19 protein-coding genes are annotated in these 19,998 nt (G+C 62.3%); 14 read left to right on the forward strand and 5 right to left on the reverse strand.

Translation table 11 applies throughout. The annotated features are described in order from the left end of the window. The first annotated feature begins 336 nt into the window (after positions 1 to 336). The gene (locus GGQ67_RS18280; protein WP_183901553.1) at positions 337 to 1,041 is read left to right on the forward strand and encodes a response regulator transcription factor; all 705 of its coding nucleotides are present in this window, start codon (positions 337 to 339) and stop codon (positions 1,039 to 1,041) included. Between the two features lie 17 nt (positions 1,042 to 1,058). Then, positions 1,059 to 1,493: a response regulator gene (locus GGQ67_RS18285; protein WP_425503799.1), complete on the forward strand. Its 435-nt coding sequence runs from the start codon at positions 1,059 to 1,061 to the stop codon at positions 1,491 to 1,493. Between the two features lie 4 nt (positions 1,494 to 1,497). Here the strand turns inward: GGQ67_RS18285 and GGQ67_RS18290 are convergent, their stop codons facing one another. The 4 genes from GGQ67_RS18290 to ybaL form a co-directional block, all read right to left on the reverse strand. Then, the gene (locus GGQ67_RS18290; protein ID WP_183901554.1) at positions 1,498 to 2,196 is read right to left on the reverse strand and encodes a sensor histidine kinase; all 699 of its coding nucleotides are present in this window, start codon (positions 2,194 to 2,196) and stop codon (positions 1,498 to 1,500) included. A 211-nt stretch (positions 2,197 to 2,407) separates the two neighbouring features. Further along, positions 2,408 to 4,948 carry a protein translocase subunit SecD gene (gene secD, locus GGQ67_RS18295; protein ID WP_183901555.1) on the reverse strand — a complete coding sequence of 847 codons (2,541 nt, stop codon included), beginning with the start codon at positions 4,946 to 4,948 and terminating at the stop codon, positions 2,408 to 2,410. A 96-nt stretch (positions 4,949 to 5,044) separates the two neighbouring features. Then, on the reverse strand, positions 5,045 to 5,428 hold the full coding sequence (locus tag GGQ67_RS18300) for a hypothetical protein (protein WP_183901556.1): 384 nt from the start codon (positions 5,426 to 5,428) through the stop codon (positions 5,045 to 5,047). Positions 5,429 to 5,482: 54 nt separating this feature from the next. After that, the gene (gene ybaL / locus GGQ67_RS18305) at positions 5,483 to 7,297 is read right to left on the reverse strand and encodes a YbaL family putative K(+) efflux transporter (protein ID WP_183901557.1); all 1,815 of its coding nucleotides are present in this window, start codon (positions 7,295 to 7,297) and stop codon (positions 5,483 to 5,485) included. Between the two features lie 34 nt (positions 7,298 to 7,331). Between ybaL and GGQ67_RS18310 the strand changes: the two genes are divergently transcribed. Then, positions 7,332 to 7,637 (forward strand): helix-turn-helix domain-containing protein, encoded by a 306-nt coding sequence (locus GGQ67_RS18310; protein ID WP_183901558.1) that lies wholly within the window; start codon positions 7,332 to 7,334, stop codon positions 7,635 to 7,637. A gap of 4 nt (positions 7,638 to 7,641) precedes the next feature. Here the strand turns inward: GGQ67_RS18310 and GGQ67_RS18315 are convergent, their stop codons facing one another. Next, positions 7,642 to 9,066, reverse strand: coding sequence for an ArnT family glycosyltransferase (locus tag GGQ67_RS18315; RefSeq protein ID WP_183901559.1), 1,425 nt, complete (start codon positions 9,064 to 9,066; stop codon positions 7,642 to 7,644). A 647-nt stretch (positions 9,067 to 9,713) separates the two neighbouring features. On the opposite strand from GGQ67_RS18315, the gene GGQ67_RS18320 reads away from it, so the two are divergent. From GGQ67_RS18320 to fliF, 11 genes are all read left to right on the forward strand, one after another. Beyond that, on the forward strand, positions 9,714 to 11,327 hold the full coding sequence (locus tag GGQ67_RS18320; RefSeq protein ID WP_183901560.1) for a globin-coupled sensor protein: 1,614 nt from the start codon (positions 9,714 to 9,716) through the stop codon (positions 11,325 to 11,327). 63 nt (positions 11,328 to 11,390) lie between these two features. Next, positions 11,391 to 11,684 carry an STAS domain-containing protein gene (locus GGQ67_RS18325; RefSeq protein ID WP_183901561.1) on the forward strand — a complete coding sequence of 98 codons (294 nt, stop codon included), beginning with the start codon at positions 11,391 to 11,393 and terminating at the stop codon, positions 11,682 to 11,684. Beyond that, positions 11,684 to 12,049, forward strand: a complete 366-nt coding sequence (gene cheY1 / locus GGQ67_RS18330) for a chemotaxis response regulator CheY1 (protein ID WP_183901562.1) — start codon at positions 11,684 to 11,686, stop codon at positions 12,047 to 12,049. Before GGQ67_RS18325 ends, cheY1 begins: the two co-directional genes overlap by 1 nt. 17 nt (positions 12,050 to 12,066) lie before the next feature. Beyond that, the gene (locus GGQ67_RS18335; RefSeq protein ID WP_183901563.1) at positions 12,067 to 14,319 is read left to right on the forward strand and encodes a chemotaxis protein CheA; all 2,253 of its coding nucleotides are present in this window, start codon (positions 12,067 to 12,069) and stop codon (positions 14,317 to 14,319) included. Positions 14,320 to 14,322: 3 nt separating this feature from the next. Continuing rightward, positions 14,323 to 14,790 (forward strand): chemotaxis protein CheW, encoded by a 468-nt coding sequence (locus tag GGQ67_RS18340; RefSeq protein WP_183901564.1) that lies wholly within the window; start codon positions 14,323 to 14,325, stop codon positions 14,788 to 14,790. Beyond that, positions 14,787 to 15,698, forward strand: a complete 912-nt coding sequence (gene cheR, locus GGQ67_RS18345) for a protein-glutamate O-methyltransferase CheR (protein ID WP_183901565.1) — start codon at positions 14,787 to 14,789, stop codon at positions 15,696 to 15,698. The genes GGQ67_RS18340 and cheR overlap by 4 nt, the downstream gene beginning before the upstream one ends. Further along, positions 15,695 to 16,735 carry a protein-glutamate O-methylesterase CheB gene (cheB, locus tag GGQ67_RS18350; RefSeq protein ID WP_183901566.1) on the forward strand — a complete coding sequence of 347 codons (1,041 nt, stop codon included), beginning with the start codon at positions 15,695 to 15,697 and terminating at the stop codon, positions 16,733 to 16,735. Before cheR ends, cheB begins: the two co-directional genes overlap by 4 nt. After that, a complete protein-coding gene (locus tag GGQ67_RS18355) occupies positions 16,735 to 17,124 on the forward strand; it encodes a response regulator (protein WP_183901567.1) in 390 nt (129 codons plus the stop codon). The genes cheB and GGQ67_RS18355 overlap by 1 nt, the downstream gene beginning before the upstream one ends. Then, positions 17,121 to 17,675, forward strand: a complete 555-nt coding sequence (gene cheD, locus GGQ67_RS18360; RefSeq protein WP_183901568.1) for a chemoreceptor glutamine deamidase CheD — start codon at positions 17,121 to 17,123, stop codon at positions 17,673 to 17,675. The genes GGQ67_RS18355 and cheD overlap by 4 nt, the downstream gene beginning before the upstream one ends. Positions 17,676 to 17,687: 12 nt before the next feature. Beyond that, the gene (cheT, locus tag GGQ67_RS18365) at positions 17,688 to 18,080 is read left to right on the forward strand and encodes a chemotaxis protein CheT (RefSeq protein WP_183901569.1); all 393 of its coding nucleotides are present in this window, start codon (positions 17,688 to 17,690) and stop codon (positions 18,078 to 18,080) included. A gap of 110 nt (positions 18,081 to 18,190) precedes the next feature. After that, a complete protein-coding gene (gene fliF, locus GGQ67_RS18370) occupies positions 18,191 to 19,879 on the forward strand; it encodes a flagellar basal-body MS-ring/collar protein FliF (protein ID WP_183901570.1) in 1,689 nt (562 codons plus the stop codon). Positions 19,880 to 19,998: the final 119 nt, after the last annotated feature.

Genomic DNA, 19,998 nt, shown 5'->3' on the forward strand with positions numbered 1-19,998 from the left:
CATTTCACACTATACGCATAGATCAGTGTGAGACGATGCCGGGGAGGGCCGTTTGACTTGGTTGGCCAGAACAACCTCGGAAAACCTGTGACTGAATTCTGCCGTCTCGCTGACGCGCGAAACGCGCAGCGTATGGCGTAGAAAAGGGCGAATACCGAGGTGTCGGGCTAAAACGGGGGCGCATGCCGATTTTGTGATCGACCTCAAATGCCGGTTCCCTCGAAAGCCCACACTCGGTTGTTAACTGTACCAGTCTGGCGCGTGTCTCCAGAGTTCAGGGGATGCTGCTGAGACTGGTCGCGAAGGCAGGCTGGAGGCAAGAGGCAGGAATGCGGAATGAGTAGCGCGATGGCACTTCCATTTCACGCTGGCCCGGAACTGGGGCGGGCGATCAACCGCACGGATTTCTTTCGGCTTCTGAAGGCGGCCGCGCATCACTACGCCTTCGACAGCTTCGCGCTCGCCCGCATCTCCGAGGCGTCGCAGCCCTTCGGCGCCCGCGATATCATCATCACCAATGTCGCCGAACGCCAGACCGGCTTCTTTGTCTACGCCATGGCCCGTGCGCTCGGCTTCATCAAGTCCAAGGCCGCGCAGTTCCTGGCGACCCCGGTGAGCGGCAGGGCCAACAATCTGGAGGGCTATCCGCCCGATCTGGTTCTCAACGAGTTCGACACCAACAGTTTTCTGCTCATCCCGCTTTTCACGCCCGAGGGCCGGCGCTACTGCGTCGCCTTCAGCGGCAAGCGCCAGCAGCCGGACCAGGGCGAGGTCGCCGATATCCTGCTCGACACGATGCGGATATTCGACAAGTTCTACGAGGAAATACTGGTCAACGAAATGTCCGGGCGTTTGACCCAACGGGAGAGTGAAGTGGTTCGCTGGACCAGTGAAGGCAAGACATCGGCGGAGATCGCCATCATCCTCGGCCTGTCTGAGCACACCGTCAATTCGCATATCGCGGCGTCGGTCAGGAAGCTCGGTGCGGTTAATCGCGTGCATATGGTCGCGATGGCATTGCGCATGGGGCTCGTTTCGTGAGCGAGAACGCCGGATTGATGCAAGACAAGGCGCGCGGCGAAACCGTCAAGATCCTTTTCATCGATGACGAGTTCATCGAGTTCCGCTCCCTGAAGAAGACACTGTCAGCGGTCACCGAGCCGATGGTCGAGCTGGACTACGCGCAGTCGGTCCGCGATGCGCTGGCAAAGATCGGCAGCGACAGGTTCGACCTGATTCTGCTCGACAACCGGCTGCTGCCGAACGCGGATTTTCGCCAGACCGTGCCGAAACTGCGTGCCGCCAGCTATACCGGCCCGATCGGCGTCATATCGATGGATGTGTCCGACAGCTACTTCCAGCAGTTCCAGGACTACGGCGTCGACTTTCGCATCGGCAAGGACGAGCTCGACGTCGAGACGCTGCAATACATCATCCGCGAATATGTTCGCTACGACATGCCAGACGTCTGGAAGGACGATTACAACATCTGACGTGTCACTGTACCGGCAGGCGGATGGTAAAGCGGCTTCCCGTCTCGGCCGAGGTCTGCAGCGAGATCGAGCCGCCGAGCGCGGTCACCAGTTCACGCGCGGCCGCCAGCCCGAGGCCCGGCCGCCTCGCGGCACCCTCCGGCTGCAGGCTCCAGAAGGCGGTGAATATGTTCTCCTGATGCTCGCGCGCGATGCCCGGCCCATTGTCCGCGATATGGATCGCCCATTGCGAGGCGTCGGCCTCCGCCTCGATCGTCAGCCGACAGGCCTCATCCGCATCCGCGCGGTGCATGAGCCCGTTCGCCATCACGTTCTTCAGCACCAGTCCCAGGATGCCCGCATCGGTTCGCACGCCGGGCAGGTCGCCCGTCTCGATCGTCGCCTTCGGCGCATCGACCTCGAAGCGCAGTTCCGCCCAGATCTGCCCGACGAGCAGCCGCGTATCGACATCCCTGATCGCAAGCCTGGGCGTACCCGATGCGAAGCCGATCAGCCCCTTCGTCAGCTCCTGCGCGGCCTGCGTCTTGGCGAGAATGGTCCTCAGATATTCCAGGTGTTCGCCATCGACCCTGTCGCCGATCTCGTCGAGAAGGATCTCCGCGTACATCGCGATGTGCCGCAGCGGCGATTGCAGGTCGTGCGAGGCAATGGCGAGGAAGCGCTTGATGCGCGTTTCGTCGGTCTCTGTCGTCGATGATGACATATATCGCCTCGCCCGCCCTAAAGCATGTCGCGCAAAGTGTGCAGCGGTTTTGCGGCAACGACATGCGACAAAACCGGACTTGAAGCGTGACGCGAATCCGGGGGATCGCGACGCGCTTCAGCCCGGGCGGAGAATAGAAAGCGGGCGCCGGTTCTGCAACCGGCGCCCGCATCAATTTCACGGAAGCAACCTGAAAAGGTCGATCGTTGGCTCAGCCTGCCGACTTGCGCGAGCTCGGCGGAATGATGTCGACCTTGTCGTCGTTGGTCGAAACCGCGGCGCGGTGGCGCGTACGCCAGTCGCCGAGGAACAGCAGGATCGGCGCCGCGATAAACACCGACGATGCCGCCGCGACGACGATGCCGAACACCATCGGGATCGCGAAGCTCGACACCGCGCTGCCGCCCCAGATTGCCATCGGCAGCAGGGCGAGGAAGGCGGTGACGTTGGTGTAGATGCTTCGGGCCAGCGTTTCGTTGATCGACTTGTCGATCAGCTCGCGCAGCGGCATCGACTTGTAGAGGCGCATGTTTTCACGCATGCGGTCGTAGACGACGACCTTGTCGTTTACCGAGTAGCCGACCAGCGTAAGGATCGCCGCGATGGCGGTCAGGTTGAAGTCGAGCCCGGTGAGCGCGAAGAAGCCGATGCACTTCGTCACGTCGAGAATGAGCGTCACGATGGCGCCGACCGCGAACGGCCACTCGAAGCGGTACCAGATGTAGAGCAGCATCGCGAGGCTGGCGATCACGACGGACAGGATACCCGCCCACGCAAGCTCGCCGCTGACCTTGGGACCGATGACATCGGTCCCAAGCACCGTTGCCGAAGGGTCGATCTTGACGATCTCTTCCTTGAGCTTGGTGACGGCCGCGGTCTGCGCCTCTTCACCGCCATCCTGGCGCTGGGCACGCACGGCCATGGTGTTGTTGTCACCATAGGACTGCAGCGAAACCTCGCCGAGGCCGAGGCTGTTCAGGCTTTCGCGGAACCGGCCGAGATCGGTCGCGTCCTGCGTCTTCACGGACATCTGGATGCCGCCGCGGAAGTCGACGCCATAGTTGAGGCCCGGAGTGATGAACAGCACGACCGATGCGAGCGACAGCAGCGCGGAGACGGTCACGCCGAAGAAGCGCGCCTTCATGAACTGGATGTGCTTGTCGTAAGGGTAGAAGACCGGCAGCAGCGGCTTGATGTTGATGGTCTTCAGCTTGAAGCGGCGGGTGATCTCGATCATCGAGACGCGAACGAAGGCGACCGAGGTGAACATCGAGATGATCAGGCCGAGCGCCATGGTGACCGCGAAGCCGCGAACCGGGCCGGAGCCGAACCAGAACAGGATGGCGGCGGCGATAAGCGCCGTCATGTTGCCGTCGATGATGGTCGAGTAGGCGCGGCGGAAGCCGGTGTCGATGGCCGCGAACGCGCCCTTGCCCTTGCGGGTTTCTTCACGGATGCGCTCATTGATGAGAACGTTCGCATCGACCGCGAGACCGATGCCGAGCACGACGCCGGCGATGCCGGGCAGCGTCAGCGTGGCACCGACGAGCGTCAGGGCCGAGAAGGTCAGGATCGTGTGGATGAGTAGCGCGACGTTGGCGAGAATGCCCCAGGTTCCATAGAGCAGGAAGATGAAGGCCGCGACGAGGATGAAGCCGACGATGCCGGAATAGATACCCATCTGGATCGCATCGGCGCCGAGGTCGGCACCGACGGTGCGCTCCTCGATGACGGTGAGCTTGGCCGGAAGCGCGCCGGCGCGCAGCATGGCGGCAAGCGTGTTGGCCGTCTCGGCCGAGAAGTTGCCGGAAATCTGACCGGAGCCGCCGGTGATCGGCTCGCGGATGACAGGCGCGCTCAGCACCTTGTCGTCGAGAACGATGGCGAAGGGATTGCCGACGTTCTGGCGGGTGATTTCGGCGAAGCGGGTCGCGCCGGCGCTGTCGAAGCGGAAGCTGACGACGGGCTGCTGGCTCTGGTCGAAGCTGACGCGGGCGTCGGAGAGGCGATCGCCGGAGATTTCGACACGGTCGAGAACCGGATAGGTGTTGCCCTCGTCATCCTTCAGCATCGATACGCCGGGGCCGGGAGCATTGTTCGGCGCAAGCATATGGAAGGACATCTTGGCGGTCGAGCCGAGAAGCTGGCGAAGGCGGGTCGGATCCTGCGCACCCGGCAGCTGCACGAGAACGCGGTTGCCGCCGACGCGCTGGATCGTCGGTTCGGCCACGCCGACCTGGTCGACGCGCTGGCGAATGACTTCAAGGCTCTGCTGGACGGCGGAATCGACGTTGCTGGAGATACCGGCTTGCGAGAAGGCGACGATGATGTTGCCGCCGCTGGTCGTGACCGCGAGATCGGACTGGCCGGCGGAAAGGCCGGTCGCGATCGTGTTGCCGAGCGTCTTGAGCTGGGTGATGGCGTCGTTGGTCTGCGACGGGTCGTTCAGCGCCACGACGATCTGGTTCTGGTTGCGAACGACGGATTTCGTCTGGATGTTCTTCTCGCGCAGAACGCGGCGCGCGTCCTGCAGCAGCGATTGCAGACGCTCGCGCGTCAAGTCGGCTTCATCGACCTCGAGAACGAGGTGCGAGCCGCCGCGAAGATCGAGGCCGAGCGAAACCTGCTGGCGCGGGAGCCACGAGGGAAGGCTCTGCAAGGTGGATTGCGGCAGGGCATTCGGCAGGGCGATCAGAATGCCGAGGAGAATGATCACCGTATAGGTGGCCACCAGCCATGGTGAGGTGCGCATTGTGTTGTCTATCCTTGATAACGCTTGAGCCTGCGCTTCGAGCGCAGGCGGGCGTGTCGAAAATGCAATGGAGGGCGCCGGGCTAGGCGCGTGTCGTCAGGCCGCGAGCCGAGGCGGACCGTGCGAATCGTAAGGCTTCGCGTCAGGCGCGCGAAAGGCCGAGGACGTTGATTGCGAAAGCGGGAGTGAAACGAGAACCGCGCGCTCGATGCGCGGCTGATCCACCGTCGCCGCATCGCCCGACGCAAAGGTCGCGTATCTCTGGGCGGACTTGCGCTCCGCGGCCAGCATGCCGCGCACGATTTCGTGGGCGCTGACCTCTTGCGGCTGACCATCCCTGCTCGAGGACGAGACGGCGTTGGGACCACGTGCGGGACCCAGCACGAGATTGCCGCCGAACAGCAGGCCGAGATAGGCGAAGACCGCGACGACCAGCGAGACGGCAACGCGACCGCTCATGCGGCGCGTATCGAACCTCATCTGGTCATCCTGCGGATTTTCAATCTCGAACCGGCTCAACGGCGCAAAGTTCTCTCATTGTTTCTCTGGGGAAGGCGTTTCCTCAGCCGCGCTTATACCAGCCTCGGTCTCGACTTCATAGGGTGCACTGTCATGATGCACTTGGGATAGCCGGTCAAGCATGCCCATGGCGATTTCGCGTTCGCCCATGATCACCGTGTCCGCGCCGTATTGCTTCAGCTCTTCGACCTCGGCGTCGGAATGCGCGCGCGCCACGATCAGCACGCCGGGATTGACCGCACGGCCCTGCTCGGCCACGCGGCATGCCTCGAAAGCGTTGGGAATGGCGATGACCAGGCTTCGTGCGCCCTGGAGGTTGGCGAGATCGAGCACTTCGCGCGTCACGGCGTTGCCGCTGACCACCTCGATACCCTGCTCGCGAAGCGCGGTGATCCGGTTGTCGGAATCTTCGATGACGACGAAGGGCGTGCCGGAGGATTTCAGGTTCTGCCCGACGATGCTGCCGACCCGGCCATAGCCGACGAGAATGGCGTGGCCCGAAAGCTTGGTCGCATGCACCTCGTCCTGAACGATCAGGGGCTCTTCCGCTGCTTCGCTCGCGGCTTCCGCGGTCGTCGGCTCGGCGTGATGCTCCTCGCGCTTCGCCTCCAGCAGTGGCCGAATTTTGTCGCAGACATAGAAGAGCAACGGGTTGAGGATGATCGAGATGATGGCGCCGGCGAGGATCAGGTCGCGGCCTTCTTGCGGCAGCAGTCCGAGCGCCACGCCGAGTGCCGCGAGAATGAAGGAGAATTCACCGATCTGGCCCAGGCTGGCCGAAATCGTCAACGCCGTGCCCACCGGCTTGCGGAACAGCAGCACGATGAGGAAGGCGGCCAGCGACTTGCCGATGACGATGATGAAGACGGTGGCCAGCAGCTGGATCGGCTGTTCGACCAGGATGTTCGGATCGAACAGCATGCCGACCGAAACGAAGAACAGAACCGCGAAGGCATCGCGCAGCGGCAGACTTTCCTGCGCCGCCCGATGGCTGAGCTCGCTTTCGGCCAGAACCATGCCGGCGAAGAAGGCGCCGAGCGCGATCGAGACGCCGAACAGCTTGGCTGCGCCGAAGGCGACGCCAAGAGCGATCGCCAGGACGCCGAGGCGGAACAGTTCGCGGGAACCGGTGTGGGCGATGCGGTGCATCGTCCAGGGAATGAGACGCCGACCGAAGACCAGCATCACGCCGACGAAGAGCGCCACCTTGACCAGCGTCATGCCGATGATGCCGCCGATGCCCATGTCCAGGCCGAATATACGGTTGATCGCGGCCGACAAGGGCTCGACGGTCCCCTGTTCGCTGCCGATGCTGGCCGCCGCCGGGATGAGGACGAGCGCGAGCACCATGGCAAGGTCTTCAACGATCAGCCAGCCGACCGCGATCTTGCCGCGTTCCGTCTCGATCAGCCGCCGCTCCTGCAATGCCTTCAGGAGCACGACGGTCGACGCGACGGAAAGAGCGAGGCCGAAGACGAGGCTTCCGCCCGTCGACCATCCCATCATCGCGCCAAGTCCCCAGCCGAGCAGGGTGGCGAAACCGATCTGCACGATCGCGCCCGGTACCGCGATACCGCGCACCGACAGAAGATCCTTGAGCGAAAAGTGCAGGCCGACACCGAACATCAGGAGGATGACGCCGATCTCGGCGAGCTCGGGCGCGAGGTTCTGGTCCGCCACGTAGCCGGGCGTGTATGGCCCAACGAGAACGCCGGCAATGAGATAGCCGACCAGAGGCGGCATCTTCAGCCGGTTGGCCAGGGCACCGAGGATGAACGCGAGCACAAGACCCCCGACGATCGTGGAAATCAAAGGTGTCGCTTCTGGCATCCGTAGTCTCCCGGCTGGAAATTCCGTTTTAATTATGACATATATGGCTTATATCAACCAATATGGGTGGTTTGACATTATGGGTCAAGGCGCGAAAGAAACAATTCTAACTCCCGCTCTATGCCGCGCTGCCAGGGGGTTGCTGGACTGGACGCAGGTCGACCTCGCCGATCATGCCGCCGTCTCCCGCAGCACGATTCGCGACTACGAGGGAATGCATCACGAACTGCATCGCGCGACGGAGGCGCAACTGCGCTTGGCCTTTGAAAACGGGGGCGTTGCCTTCATCGAGGTCGAAGGCAAGGGCACCTGCATCTGCCTCCAGTCAGCAACCGAGTGAGACGTTACTCGCGGGCCGCCACGCAGCTTGCCTTGGCCTTGTAGGCGTAGATCACTTTTCCGCGATAATAGCCGCCGCTTGGCTGCCACGATTTGATGGTCTGCGGCGTTTCGGCGCAATCGAAGGGCTGTGTCGTCACGAACAACACGTCTTCACTGACATCGGCGGGCAAGGCGAAGGTCTGCTCATAGTAGTTGTCGGGTGCCCCCGCCGGCGGCCGCGCGTAAATCTTCAGCGGTTCGTCTCTGAGCGTGTAGTACATGTCCGCCAGCATGTCGCGGTTGTCGCTGACGAGGATCCCGGTACCCGCCTGACGCGCCAGATCGGCGGCTTCGCGGCTGACCGCGCTGCGGCCGAGATAACGCTTCATCACTTCGGTGCCGTTCGGCAGCACCAGCTGGTTCGCGAAGATGGCGGCAAGCGGAAACAGCAGGCTGGCGGTGCCGTTGATGGCGAAAGACACGCGCAGTCCCTTGGGCCAGACTCGATGCAGCAGCCAGACGGCCAGGATCGTGCCGGCGACATAGGCGGTCACGGCCCAGTTGGCATAGGCCTTGCCGATCAGCGCCTGGAGCGTGATCAGGAGCACGACCGGAACGGAAAGCCACATGAGCAGTTTCTCGATCGCGCTGCCTTGCCCCTTCAGGACACGGTAGACCGCCCAGAGCATCGCGAAGAACACGATCGGCCCGACGACGCCGAACTGCGCGGCGAAGAACTCGATTCCCTGTCCGAAGTTGAGGCTCATCTCGCCCCAGCGGGCGATGCTGGTCGTGTGCTTGATCGTCGTGCCGTCATGGGTGACGTTCCACCAGACGTTCGGCGCCGCCACAACGATCGCGGCCGCGACCGAAATGAAGAAGTCGCGCCAGCCGATCCGCGCCATCGGCAGAAGCAGCAATGCGATCAGGCCGCCGGGAACGACGAAAAGGATCGCGTATTTCGACAGGAAGGCGCAGCCGAAGGCCACGCCCATCAGGAGCGCCAGGCCGATCGAACGCTGCTTGGTCAGGCCGAAATAGGCAAACAGAGCGATCGCCAGGAAGAACAGGAGGATGACGTCGGTCGAGAAGAAGACGGAAGAAAGGGCGACGCCGGGCAGGGTGATATAGGTAACCCCGGTCCAGCCCACGATATCGCGGCTGACGAAGCGTTTGGCGATCATCATCAGGACAAGCGCGGTCGCCATGTGAACGAGCGGACCGGAGACCCTGATCCAGAAGATCGCGCTCGATCCCGAAAGCTCGGTCACCGCGCGGATCACCCAGGCGATCATCGGTGGCTTCGAGAAGAAGCCGAAGTCGAAGTTCTGCGACCAGAACCAGTATTGGGATTCGTCGACAAACAGGTCGGTGTTGTCGAAGCCCAATGTGACGACGCGCCAAAGCGTCACGCCGATAATGATGAGAATACCGAGGCGTGGGGACATTCGTCTGACTTCCGTATGCTAAAAAAATCATCGCCGGCCGATGCGTAAACGCTTCGCCGGCTTAATGGTTAAACACGGTCATTGCTGTCGTTTTATGACGGGAATTCAAAGCACCCGCACAGGCATGGCGATGCGGCCCGCTTCAATACGGTCGAGAAGTGCGACGGCCGTGAGAACAGCCACGGCAAGAAAACATGCACCCAAACCCAGAACAATCATTGCTCAATCCCTATGACGTCATGTCGTGATTTGCGGGGGATATAGCACGAAGCTTGCTTCGAACTTGTAGCAGCGGCGCAACGCTACACCAGTATTTCATAGATGGTTATTCGCGTTGCTCCGAAAGCCGACATTCATAAAATCGGTATTAACCTTCAGGCAAGGAATTAACCATAAACATTGCACTACACGTCGGAATGGGAAAATTTTAGCGTTCCTAGCAGGCATGACGCCGAACCGCCGTACCGGCTCAATCCGGTATCGATCTCTCAGGTAGCTCTACGATAGTCCGCACTGCTCGGCACAGGTCCGAACGCTGGCGTTAGCCCGCGTCAGGCCCGGTCGCATGTGTGTTGGTGTCTGGAGGCTTGAGTTCTCTTCGGGCCGCGTGCCCGGGCATTGGTTGGGGACAGGCGTTGCGGCAGAACATGCCATCGGATCAGGATCGTGGAGCACAGGCGGGCAGCCTGCGTGACCGCCTGCGCTTTGCCGGCCTCGATGCCGAGCAGTGCGAGATGGTGCGGCGCTATCGCCCGGCGCTCCAGCAGCACCTGACCTCGGGCCTTCGCGATCTCTTCCAGCGTTTCCAGTCGTTCCCCGATGCCGCCCGCAATTTCGAGAGCGAGCGTCAGGTCGATCGGCTCCATGATCTGCAGACGTCGCACTGGGATGTGCTGACCGATGCGCGGTTCGACAGCCTCTACGCCGAGCGCGTCAAGGTCCTGTCCGATTCCGAAAGCAAGATGGGACTGGACCCTCGCTGGCATGTCGCCGGCCACGGCGTCGTCCTCGAACATATCGTTGCCGGCCTTGCCGATGAGCTCGCCGGCTCGTCCTTCCTGCCCAGCGTCAAGCGTCGCAAACGCGAAATCGCCGATCTCATGACCGCGCTCATCCGCCTTGTCATGGTCGATGTCGAGATTGCCGTGTCGCTGCGCTTCAACGCCTTGCGTGCCGCCCAGCAGCGCCAGATCGCCGATCAGCGAAACAGTGACAGGGCCGAGGTTGCGCGCGTCTTTTCGGATGTCATCGAAGGTCTCGCCGCCCGCGACCTGACGGCCCGCGCCGTCGTCACCGAGGACGGTCCACACAATGATATCGCCCTGGCCTTGAACGGCGCGCTTGAAGCGCTTCAGGCCGAATTCGGCGCCATCAGCGAGCGTACCTTGAAGGCCGAGGCATCGGTGCAGGTGCTCGGCCAGTCCGCCCGCGACCTTTCCGGCCATGCCTCGGGTCATGCCGAGCGGCTGCTGGCCTCCGCCGCGACACTCGCCGATCTGTCCGAAAACGTGCGCCGCAGCGCCGCGGGCAGCCGTGCGGCCGAAGATGCCGCGGCATCCACGCGCGCGGCGGCCGAAGCAAGCGGCGAGGTCGTCGGCCGTGCCATCTCCGCCATGGCCGATATCGAGCAATCCGCCGAGCGCATCGGCCAGATCATCGGTGCCATCGACGAAATCGCCTTCCAGACCAACCTCCTGGCGCTCAACGCCGGCATCGAGGCCGCGCGCGCCGGTGATTCCGGCCGTGGTTTCGCGGTCGTGGCGCAGGAAGTGCGCGCTCTGGCGCAACGCTCCGCCGACGCCGCCCGCGAGATCAAGACGCTGGTCACCACCACCAAGTCACAGGTGGATGCAGGCGTGCAGATGGTCGGTCGCACGCAGGATTCGATCGGCAGCATCGTGCGCCAGGTCACCGATATCAATGCCGCCATCGCCTCGGTCGCCAGCCAGACCAGCGACAACGCTTCCGTGCTCGACGCGGTCACCACCGACGTCAAGGGCCTTGGCGCGCGCGTCGCCGAAAGCGCCGGCGCCGCATCGCATTCGGCCGATGGCGCCGACGATCTCCACACCGTCATCGTCGAGCTTGGCCGCACGGTCCGCGAGTTCCGCATTGCCCGCGGTCGTGCCGAGCAGGCCGATATCAGGCCCGCTCGCGCCGTCGATGTGCAGCCCGCCCGGTGGGCTGTCGAGGAAAACGACGCGGCTTTCGATTTCGGCCCTCCGCTCGCAAGTCTCGGAGGTAGGCGAAATGCATACTGAAGCAATGAAGAATGACGGCGGCTCACATTCGCTGGGCGCCAATCAGCAAAGAGGGAAAGTCTGATGGCAGCAAAAAAGAGTGGGAAGACGCTGAATCTGGCGGCGACCATTGACCTCAACGAAGCCTCGGCCCTGCGCGACAAGTTCCTGTCGATGCGTGGCAGCGCTGTGTCGATCGACGCATCCGCGGTCGAGCGCGTCGGCGCTCTCGGCGCGCAGGTGCTGATGTCCGCCGCCAAGACCTGGGACCAGGACAAGCTTGCGTTCACCTTCACCAAGGTTTCGGACGCGTTTCAAAAAACCATGCAGCTGATCGGTGTGGACGTTCACCCGCTGCTCGCCAAGGAGATTAAGTAATGAAGAAAAGAGTGCTGACCGTGGATGATTCACGGACGATCCGGAACATGCTGCTCGTGACCCTCAACAATGCGGGCTTCGAGACGATCCAGGCGGAAGACGGCGTCGAAGGTCTCGAGGTTCTGGAAAGCTCCAATCCCGACGTCATCGTCACCGACATCAACATGCCGCGTCTGGATGGCTTCGGCTTCATCGAGGGCGTTCGCCGCAACGACAAGTACCGTGCCATTCCGATCCTGGTTCTGACGACCGAAAGCGATGCCGAGAAGAAGAATCGCGCACGCCAGGCCGGTGCCACCGGCTGGATCGTCAAGCCTTTCGACCCTGCCAAGCTGATCGATGCCATTGAGCGCGTAACCGCTTAAACTCAGGAATTTCTTTTATGGATATGAACGAAATCAAAGAGATCTTTTTCCAGGAATGCGAGGAACAGCTCGCGGAACTGGAATCCGGTCTTCTGAAAATGAATGATGGCGATCGTGATCCGGAAACCGTCAACGCGGTATTTCGCGCCGTTCACTCGATCAAGGGCGGCGCTGGCGCCTTCGGTCTGGACGATCTTGTCGCTTTCGCCCATGTGTTCGAGACCACACTTGATTGCGTTCGTTCCAACAAGCTAGAGCCGACCCAGGATGTCCTGAAGGTCATGCTCAAGTCGGCCGACGTGCTCGCGGACCTGACGAATGCCGCCCGCGATGGCGGCAGCGTCGACGAGAGCCGCAGCCGTGGCCTCGTCAAGGAGCTGGAAGCGCTCGCGAACGGCGAACTCCCATCGCCATCGGCCGCTTTCGAAGCCCCTGCGCCCGCCGCCCCCGCGCCGGTTGCCGTCGCAGCCGTCAAGCCGACCGACGAAAGTGGCTTCGAGCCGATCCCGTTCTCGTTCGACGACTTCAGTGACGACGAGACCTTCGAGATCACCTTCAAGCCGCGCTTCGAACTCTACTCCAAGGGCAACGACGCGACATTGCTGTTGCGCGACCTCAGCCGCCTTGGCGAGATGAGCATCTATTGCAATATGGATGCGCTGCCGGCCCTCGACGAGCTCGACCCCGAAGCCGCCTATTTCTACTGGGTCATCACGCTCAAGACCGACAAGGGCGAGGATGCGATCCGCACGGTCTTCGAATTCGCCGAGTGGGATTGCGATCTGACCATTACCGCGGTCGCTGCCGAAACCGAGGCCGCTCCGGCCGAGGAATTGCCGATGGTGCCCGTTCCCTTCGACCTCTCGGCGCTGGATGACGGGCCCGAGGCGCCGGCTTCCGAAAAAAGCGATGCCTCGGCCGCTGTCGCCGCCGCGGAAACGGCCTCGAATGTGACGCAGATCGCATCCGCCGCCGCCCGCGTCGAGAAGAAGGAATCGGCCGCCGCCGCCAATGCGGCCGCTGCCGCCGCCGCTGCCCAGAACAATGCCGCCGCCAACGCCGCCGGCCAGACCATCCGCGTCGATCTCGATCGCGTTGATCGCCTGATCAACCTCGTCGGCGAACTTGTCATCAACCAGGCGATGCTCTCCCAGAGCGTCATTGAAAACGACACGACCGGCACGTCCTCCATCAACATGGGCCTCGAGGAGCTGCAGCAGCTCACCCGCGAGATCCAGGATTCGGTCATGGCAATCCGCGCCCAGCCGGTGAAGCCGGTCTTCCAGCGCATGTCGCGTATCGTCCGCGAAGTCGCCGACATGGTCGGCAAGTCGATCCGCCTCGTGACCGAAGGTGAAAACACCGAAGTCGACAAGACGGTTATCGACAAGCTCGCCGAACCGCTGACCCACATGATCCGCAATGCCGTCGACCACGGCATCGAAAGCCCGGAAAAGCGCACCGCCGCCGGCAAGGATCCCGAGGGCACGATCAAGCTCACCGCCAAGCATCGTTCGGGCCGCATCCTGATCGAGCTGCAGGACGATGGCGCCGGCATTAACCGCGAGCGCGTCAAGCAGAAGGCCATCGACAACGACCTGATCTCGCCGGACGCCAACCTGACGGACGAGGAAATCGACAACCTGATCTTCGCGCCGGGCTTCTCCACGGCCGACAAGATCTCCGACATCTCCGGTCGCGGCGTCGGCATGGACGTCGTCAAGCGCTCGATCCAGGCGCTCGGCGGTCGCATCAACATCACCTCGAAGCCCGGCCAGGGCTCCGTCTTCACCATGAGCCTGCCGCTGACGCTCGCCGTCCTCGACGGCATGGTGGTCACGGTCGCCGGCCAGACGCTCGTCGTTCCGCTGACCGCGATCGTCGAAACGCTGCAGCCGGAGGCTTCGGCCATCCACTCCTTCGGCGCGAACCATCGTCTGATCTCGATCCGCAACTCCTTCTGCCCGCTGGTCGATGTCGGTCGCATCCTGAACTTCCGCGCCACCCAGGCCAATCCGGTCGAAGGTGTCGCCCTGCTCGTCGAATCCGAAGGCGGCGGTCAGCGCGCGCTGATGGTCGATGCGATCCAGGGTCAGCGTCAGGTCGTCATCAAGAGCCTCGAGGCGAACTACACCCACGTTCCCGGCATCGCCGCGGCAACCATCCTGGGCGACGGTCGCGTAGCCCTCATTCTCGATGTCGACGCAGTCGTGGGCGCATCGCGCGGCCAGGCGCTGAGACAGGAAGTATCCTTGGCGGCGGCGGGTTAAACCATGTCCTATACCGTGAAAAGTCTGAACGAAGGGGACCGCGAGCTGATCGCGTTCCGCGTCGGCGATCAGGAGTTTTGCGTCAATGTCATGTCGGTTCGCGAGATCCGCGGTTGGACGCCAGCAATGGCCATGCCGCACTCGCCCTCCTACATGAAAGGGGTCATCAACCTGCGTGGCGCGGTGCTGCCGATCATCGATCTCTCTGCCCGTCTCGGCATGAAGCCGACCGAGCCGACGCAGCGCCATGTGATTATTGTGGCGCAAGTTCACCGAAAAGTGGTCGGTCTGCTCGTAGATGCGGTGTCGGATATACTGACTGTTAGTGAAGACAACGTACAGCCAACTCCAGAGATCGCGTCCGAGCTGCAGCGTCAGTTCGCGCGCGGGATCATGGCGATCGAAAAACGTCTGATCTGCCTGTTGGAACTTGAAGCCATATTCCCTGACGCGGAAAGCGAAGCTGCATGAGTGTCTTGAGTGCCAAGGATGTAAGACCGGGGAGCCCCGACGAGGTTCTGGCGAGCGGCGAATACCCGCTGACGCGCCGCGACCTCACGGAAATCGCCGCGATGATCTACTCGGATGCGGGCATCTTCCTCAACGAGACCAAGGCATCGCTGGTCTATTCGCGTCTCTCCAAGCACATTCGCAATCTCGGCCTGTCGGGCTTCCGCGAATACTGTTCGCTGGTATCTTCACCCGCGGGCGCCGCGCCGCGCCGCGAAATGCTGTCGCATCTGACCACCAATTTCACGCGCTTCTTCCGCGAGAACCATCATTTCGAGCATCTGCGCGACCACGTTCTGCCGGAACTCCTGCAGCGTGCCAAGTCGGGCGGTCGCGTGCGCATCTGGTCGGCTGCCTCGTCCGACGGGCAGGAGCCCTATTCGATCGCGCTGACCGTGCTGTCGATGATGCCGAATATCGCCGACTACGATTTCAAGATCCTGGCGACCGACATCGATCCGAAGATCCTCGCCATTGCCCGTGCCGGGGCCTACGACGAAAACGCGCTCGAAACCGTGTCGCCCGCGATGCGCAAGCAGTGGTTCAGCGAAGTCAATATCGATGGCCGGCGCAAGTTCCAGGTCGATGATCGCGTCAAGCGGCTCATCACCTACAACGAGCTGAACCTGATGGCCCAGTGGCCGTTCAAGGGCAAGTTCGACGTCATCTTCTGCCGCAACGTCGTGATCTATTTCGACGAGCCGACGCAGATGAAGATCTGGTCGCGCTTCTCCGAGCTCCTGCCCGAGGGCGGCCATCTCTATATCGGCCATTCCGAGCGCGTATCCGGCGATTCCAAGAATGTCTTCGACAATATCGGCATCACCACGTACCGGTATACGACCAAGGGCCTTGGGAGGAGGGGATGAGCATGGCGGCACGCGTTCTCGTTGTTGACGATTCTCCGACCATGCGCGGTCTCATCACCGCTGTGCTGCAATCCGATCCTGAGGTCGATGTCATCGGCCAGGCGGGCGATGCCATGGAAGCGCGCGAGGCGATCAAGAAGCTCAATCCCGATGTCGTGACGCTCGATATCGAGATGCCGAACATGAACGGCCTCGAATTCCTTGAAAAGATCATGCGTCTTCGCCCGATGCCCGTGATCATGGTCTCGACGCTGACCCATCGCGGCACCAACGCGACCCTGGCGGCGCTGGAGATCGGCGCGTTCGATTGCGTCAGCAAGCCGCAGCCGGGTGATGTCCGTCCGTTCGCCGACCTCGCCGAAAAGGTGAAGGCCGCCGCCCGCTCGCAGCGCCGCCCGGTCATGGCGCCGCAGCCCGTCGCGCCGCCGCCGGCGGTTGCCGATTATCGTGTCGGTCGCAAGGTGGTGGCGATCGGTTCGTCGACCGGCGGCGTGGAAGCGCTGATTGCCGTGCTGCAGAAATTCCCGGCCAACTGCCCGCCAACCGTCATCACGCAGCATATGCCGTCGACCTTCACCAAGAGCTTCGCGGAGCGACTGAACCGCCTCTGCGCGCCGGTCGTGCAGGAAGCGACGGATGGAGCGCGCCTCGAAATCGGCAAGATCTACCTGGCGCCCGGCGGTGAACGGCACCTGCAGGTGGTCAATGCATCGGCGCCCTGCTGCCGCCTTCTGGAACGCGAGCCCGTGAATGGGCATCGGCCCTCGGTCGACGTTCTCTTTGATTCCGTCGCCGAGCTTGCCGGTCGCAATGCTGTCGGCGTGATCCTGACCGGCATGGGGCGCGACGGCGCCGCCGGTCTCCTGAAAATGCGCCATGCAGGCGCACGTACCCTCGGACAGAACGAAAAGACCTCGGTGGTCTACGGGATGCCGAGGGTAGCCTTCGAACTCGGCGCTGTCGAACAACAGTTGCCACTCAATGCCATTGGCGAAGAAATTTTAAAGATGACCGCCCGAAAGGAAGGAACTGACTAATGTCACTCGCGGAAAAAATCAAAGTTCTGATCGTCGACGATCAGGTCACCAGCCGCCTGCTGCTCAGCGATGCGCTGACCCAGCTCGGCTTCAAGCAGATCACGTCGGCAGGCGACGGTGAACAGGGCATGAAGATCATGGCCCAGCAGCCGCACCACCTCGTCATCTCCGACTTCAACATGCCGAAGATGGATGGCCTGGGCCTGCTGCAGGCGGTGCGCAGCAATCCGACGACCAAGAAGGCGGCCTTCATCATCCTGACCGCGCAGGGCGACCGCGCGCTGGTGACCAAGGCGGCCGCGCTCGGAGCGAACAACGTTCTGGCCAAGCCCTTCACCATCGAAAAGATGAAGGCGGCGATCGAAGCCGTATTTGGAGCGCTGAAATGACGACCGAGGTTGCGGCCCGCCGTGTTCATATCATTCAGGGCGAATGGAAGGTCCTGAATGATCCGAACGCGGTTCTGACGACCATACTTGGCTCGTGCGTGGCTGCATGCCTACGGGATCCCGTGGCCGGCGTGGGGGGGATGAACCACTTCCTGCTGCCGGGCAATGCCACGACGCCCATGACGGGGGGAGATGCGACGCGCTATGGCGTGCATCTCATGGAACTGCTGATCAACGGTCTCCTGAAGCAGGGCGCGCGTCGCGACCGCCTGGAAGCCAAGATCTTCGGAGGAGCGAAGACGATCTCGACATTCTCGAATGTCGGGGAGCAGAATGCCGCTTTTGCCACGCAGTTTCTGAAGGATGAGGGCATCCCCATCGTCGGTTCCAGCACCGGCGGCGATCACGGACGCAAGCTCGAGTTCTGGCCGGTCTCCGGCCGCGCTCGGCAGTATCCGCTCACCGGTGCCGAAACACAGAAGACCGTCGCGCTCGAGCAGCGTCCGGTTGCTCCGCAGAAGCCAGTTGAAACCAGTATCGAATTCTTCTGAGCCGAGGTCCCAATGAACGTGAATGCACAGGCGGATCACCCGTCGCCGATCGAAGCGCTGCCCGATATTCTGATGCGGGTCGTGTCCGAACTGCACGATGTCGCCTATCTGATCGAGCGCATCGAACCCCAGCTTCTGGAGATAGGCGGAGAAAATCTGCTGAACGCACCGGAAAGCATGAAGGTCCTGCAGGGGATCGACCTTGCCGTGCAGAAGGCACGCGGCATCGCCGAATTCATCGACACGATAACCGGCGAGATATCCAATGACTGGATGGTCGACGTTGCCACGGCGCTCAGCCTCGTGAAGCTCAGCGAAATGCAGCGCGCACTGGGTGGCGGCGGCATGCGCCACGGTCATTCCCAGCCGATCAACAAGGCCGCCGGCGACTTCGATTTCTTCTAGCCGGCCCTCTTACTGAAACGTCAATACGAAACGCTCGCACAAGTTTCGGCTTCTATAGGTCAAATTAGGCGATAGGCCTGCTTTGTCTGTAAAGATCGTGCGAGAACAGAATGAATCTGTTAAATCAATTACTTCAGGTTGTTAGGAACTTTAGTTCCCTTGGGCGGAATCGCCTGCTGGCGTTGGCCGGTGTCGGGGTTGTTTCCGTGGCGCTCATTCTCGGCGCCGCTCTACTCGTCAATAAGCCTGCTCAAGAAACGCTCTATGTCGGGCTCGAATCGTCCGATCTGAACCAGATCAGCATCGCGCTCGCCGAGGCGAATATCGCATTCCAGGTTGGTGCCGACGGCGCGAGCATCACCGTGCCGGCCGGCATGACCGGCAAGTCGCGCCTGCTGCTCGCGGAAAAGGGTCTGCCGAACAGCAACAACGCCGGCTACGAACTCTTCGACAAGGTCGGCTCGCTCGGCCTCACTTCCTTCATGCAGGAAGTCACCCGCGTCCGCGCGCTGGAGGGTGAGATTGGCCGCACGATCCAATCCATCTCGGGCGTATCGGCGGCGCGCGTCCACATCGTCATGCCGGAAGTCGGCAACTTCCGCCGGGCCGAGCAGAAGCCGACGGCATCCGTCATGCTTCGAGCGAGTGCCTCGACCGGCCGCGCCGCGGCAACCTCCATCCGTCATCTCGTCGCCTCGGCCGTGCCGGGGCTTGATGTCGCTGACGTCACCGTTCTCGATTCCGCCGGACAGTTGCTCGCGTCGGGCGACGACGCCACCAACGGCAACTTCAATCGCTCGCTCGGCATCGTCCAGAACGTTCAGTCCGAGATGGAAGCGAACATCGACAAGGCGCTTTCCCCATTCCTGGGCATGGACAACTTCCGCTCCAGCGTCACCGCCGATCTGAACACGGATGCCCAGCAGATCCAGGAAACCGTCTACGATCCGGAATCCAAGGTCGAACGCTCCGTCCGCTCGACGAAGGAAGCGTCGCAGTCGCAGCAGAAATCGAACGACAACGCCACGACCGTTCAGCAGAACGTTCCGCAGGCCGCTCCCCCGACCGGTGGCTCAAACGGCCCGGACTCGCAGGATAAGTCCGACAAGAGAGACGAGCAGACCAACTACGAGATCAACAGCAAGACCACGGCGACCACGCGCAACAGCTATAAGGTCGAAAAGCTCTCGATTGCCGTTGTGGTCAACAAGGGTCGCATCGCCAAGATGGTCGGCGAACCCGCAGACCAGGCCAAGATCGACGCCTATCTCGCCGAAATGCAGAAGATCGTTGCCTCGGCGGCGGGCGCCAACACCACCCGCGGAGACGTCGTCACGGTCACGGCGATGGACTTCCTCGAAAACCAACTCCTGGAAGAAACCGGTTCGGGCGTCCGCATCATGGACATGCTGAGCCGCAATCTGGCCGGCATCATCAACTCGCTCGCCTTCGTGGTCGTCGCCTTCCTCGTCATCTGGATGGGTGTCCGTCCGATGGTCCGCAGCCTGACCGGCGGCGGCACGGCGATCGCCGGCGACACCTCGCTCGAAAGCGCCGGCCTCGAGCTTCCGGATTTCGCCCCGGCGGGCGATGCCGGCGGCGGAGCCCTCATGGACGGCTTCGGCTCCGACTTCGGCTTCGACAGCACGGAAGATCTCCTCAGCCTCGGCGACGACGACGGCAGCTTCAACCGCCGCGTCAAGGAAGGGCCGGAGCGCAAGCTCGCCCGCATGGTCGAGATCAACGAGGAACGCGCAGCGAAAATCCTCAGGAAATGGGCGGTCGACAACGCCGCGTAAGACAAGGGCCGGGAAACCGGCCCTTCAGACTGCTGACAAACCCCTGGCTCTTGCTGGGGGTTTGTGATTCACTGGGACATGTTGAAGAAACCTGCTCCCGAACAGACGGCTCTCGAGAT

It is taken from the genome of Rhizobium metallidurans (genome assembly GCF_014196505.1).
Lineage (GTDB): Bacteria > Pseudomonadota > Alphaproteobacteria > Rhizobiales > Rhizobiaceae > Rhizobium > Rhizobium metallidurans.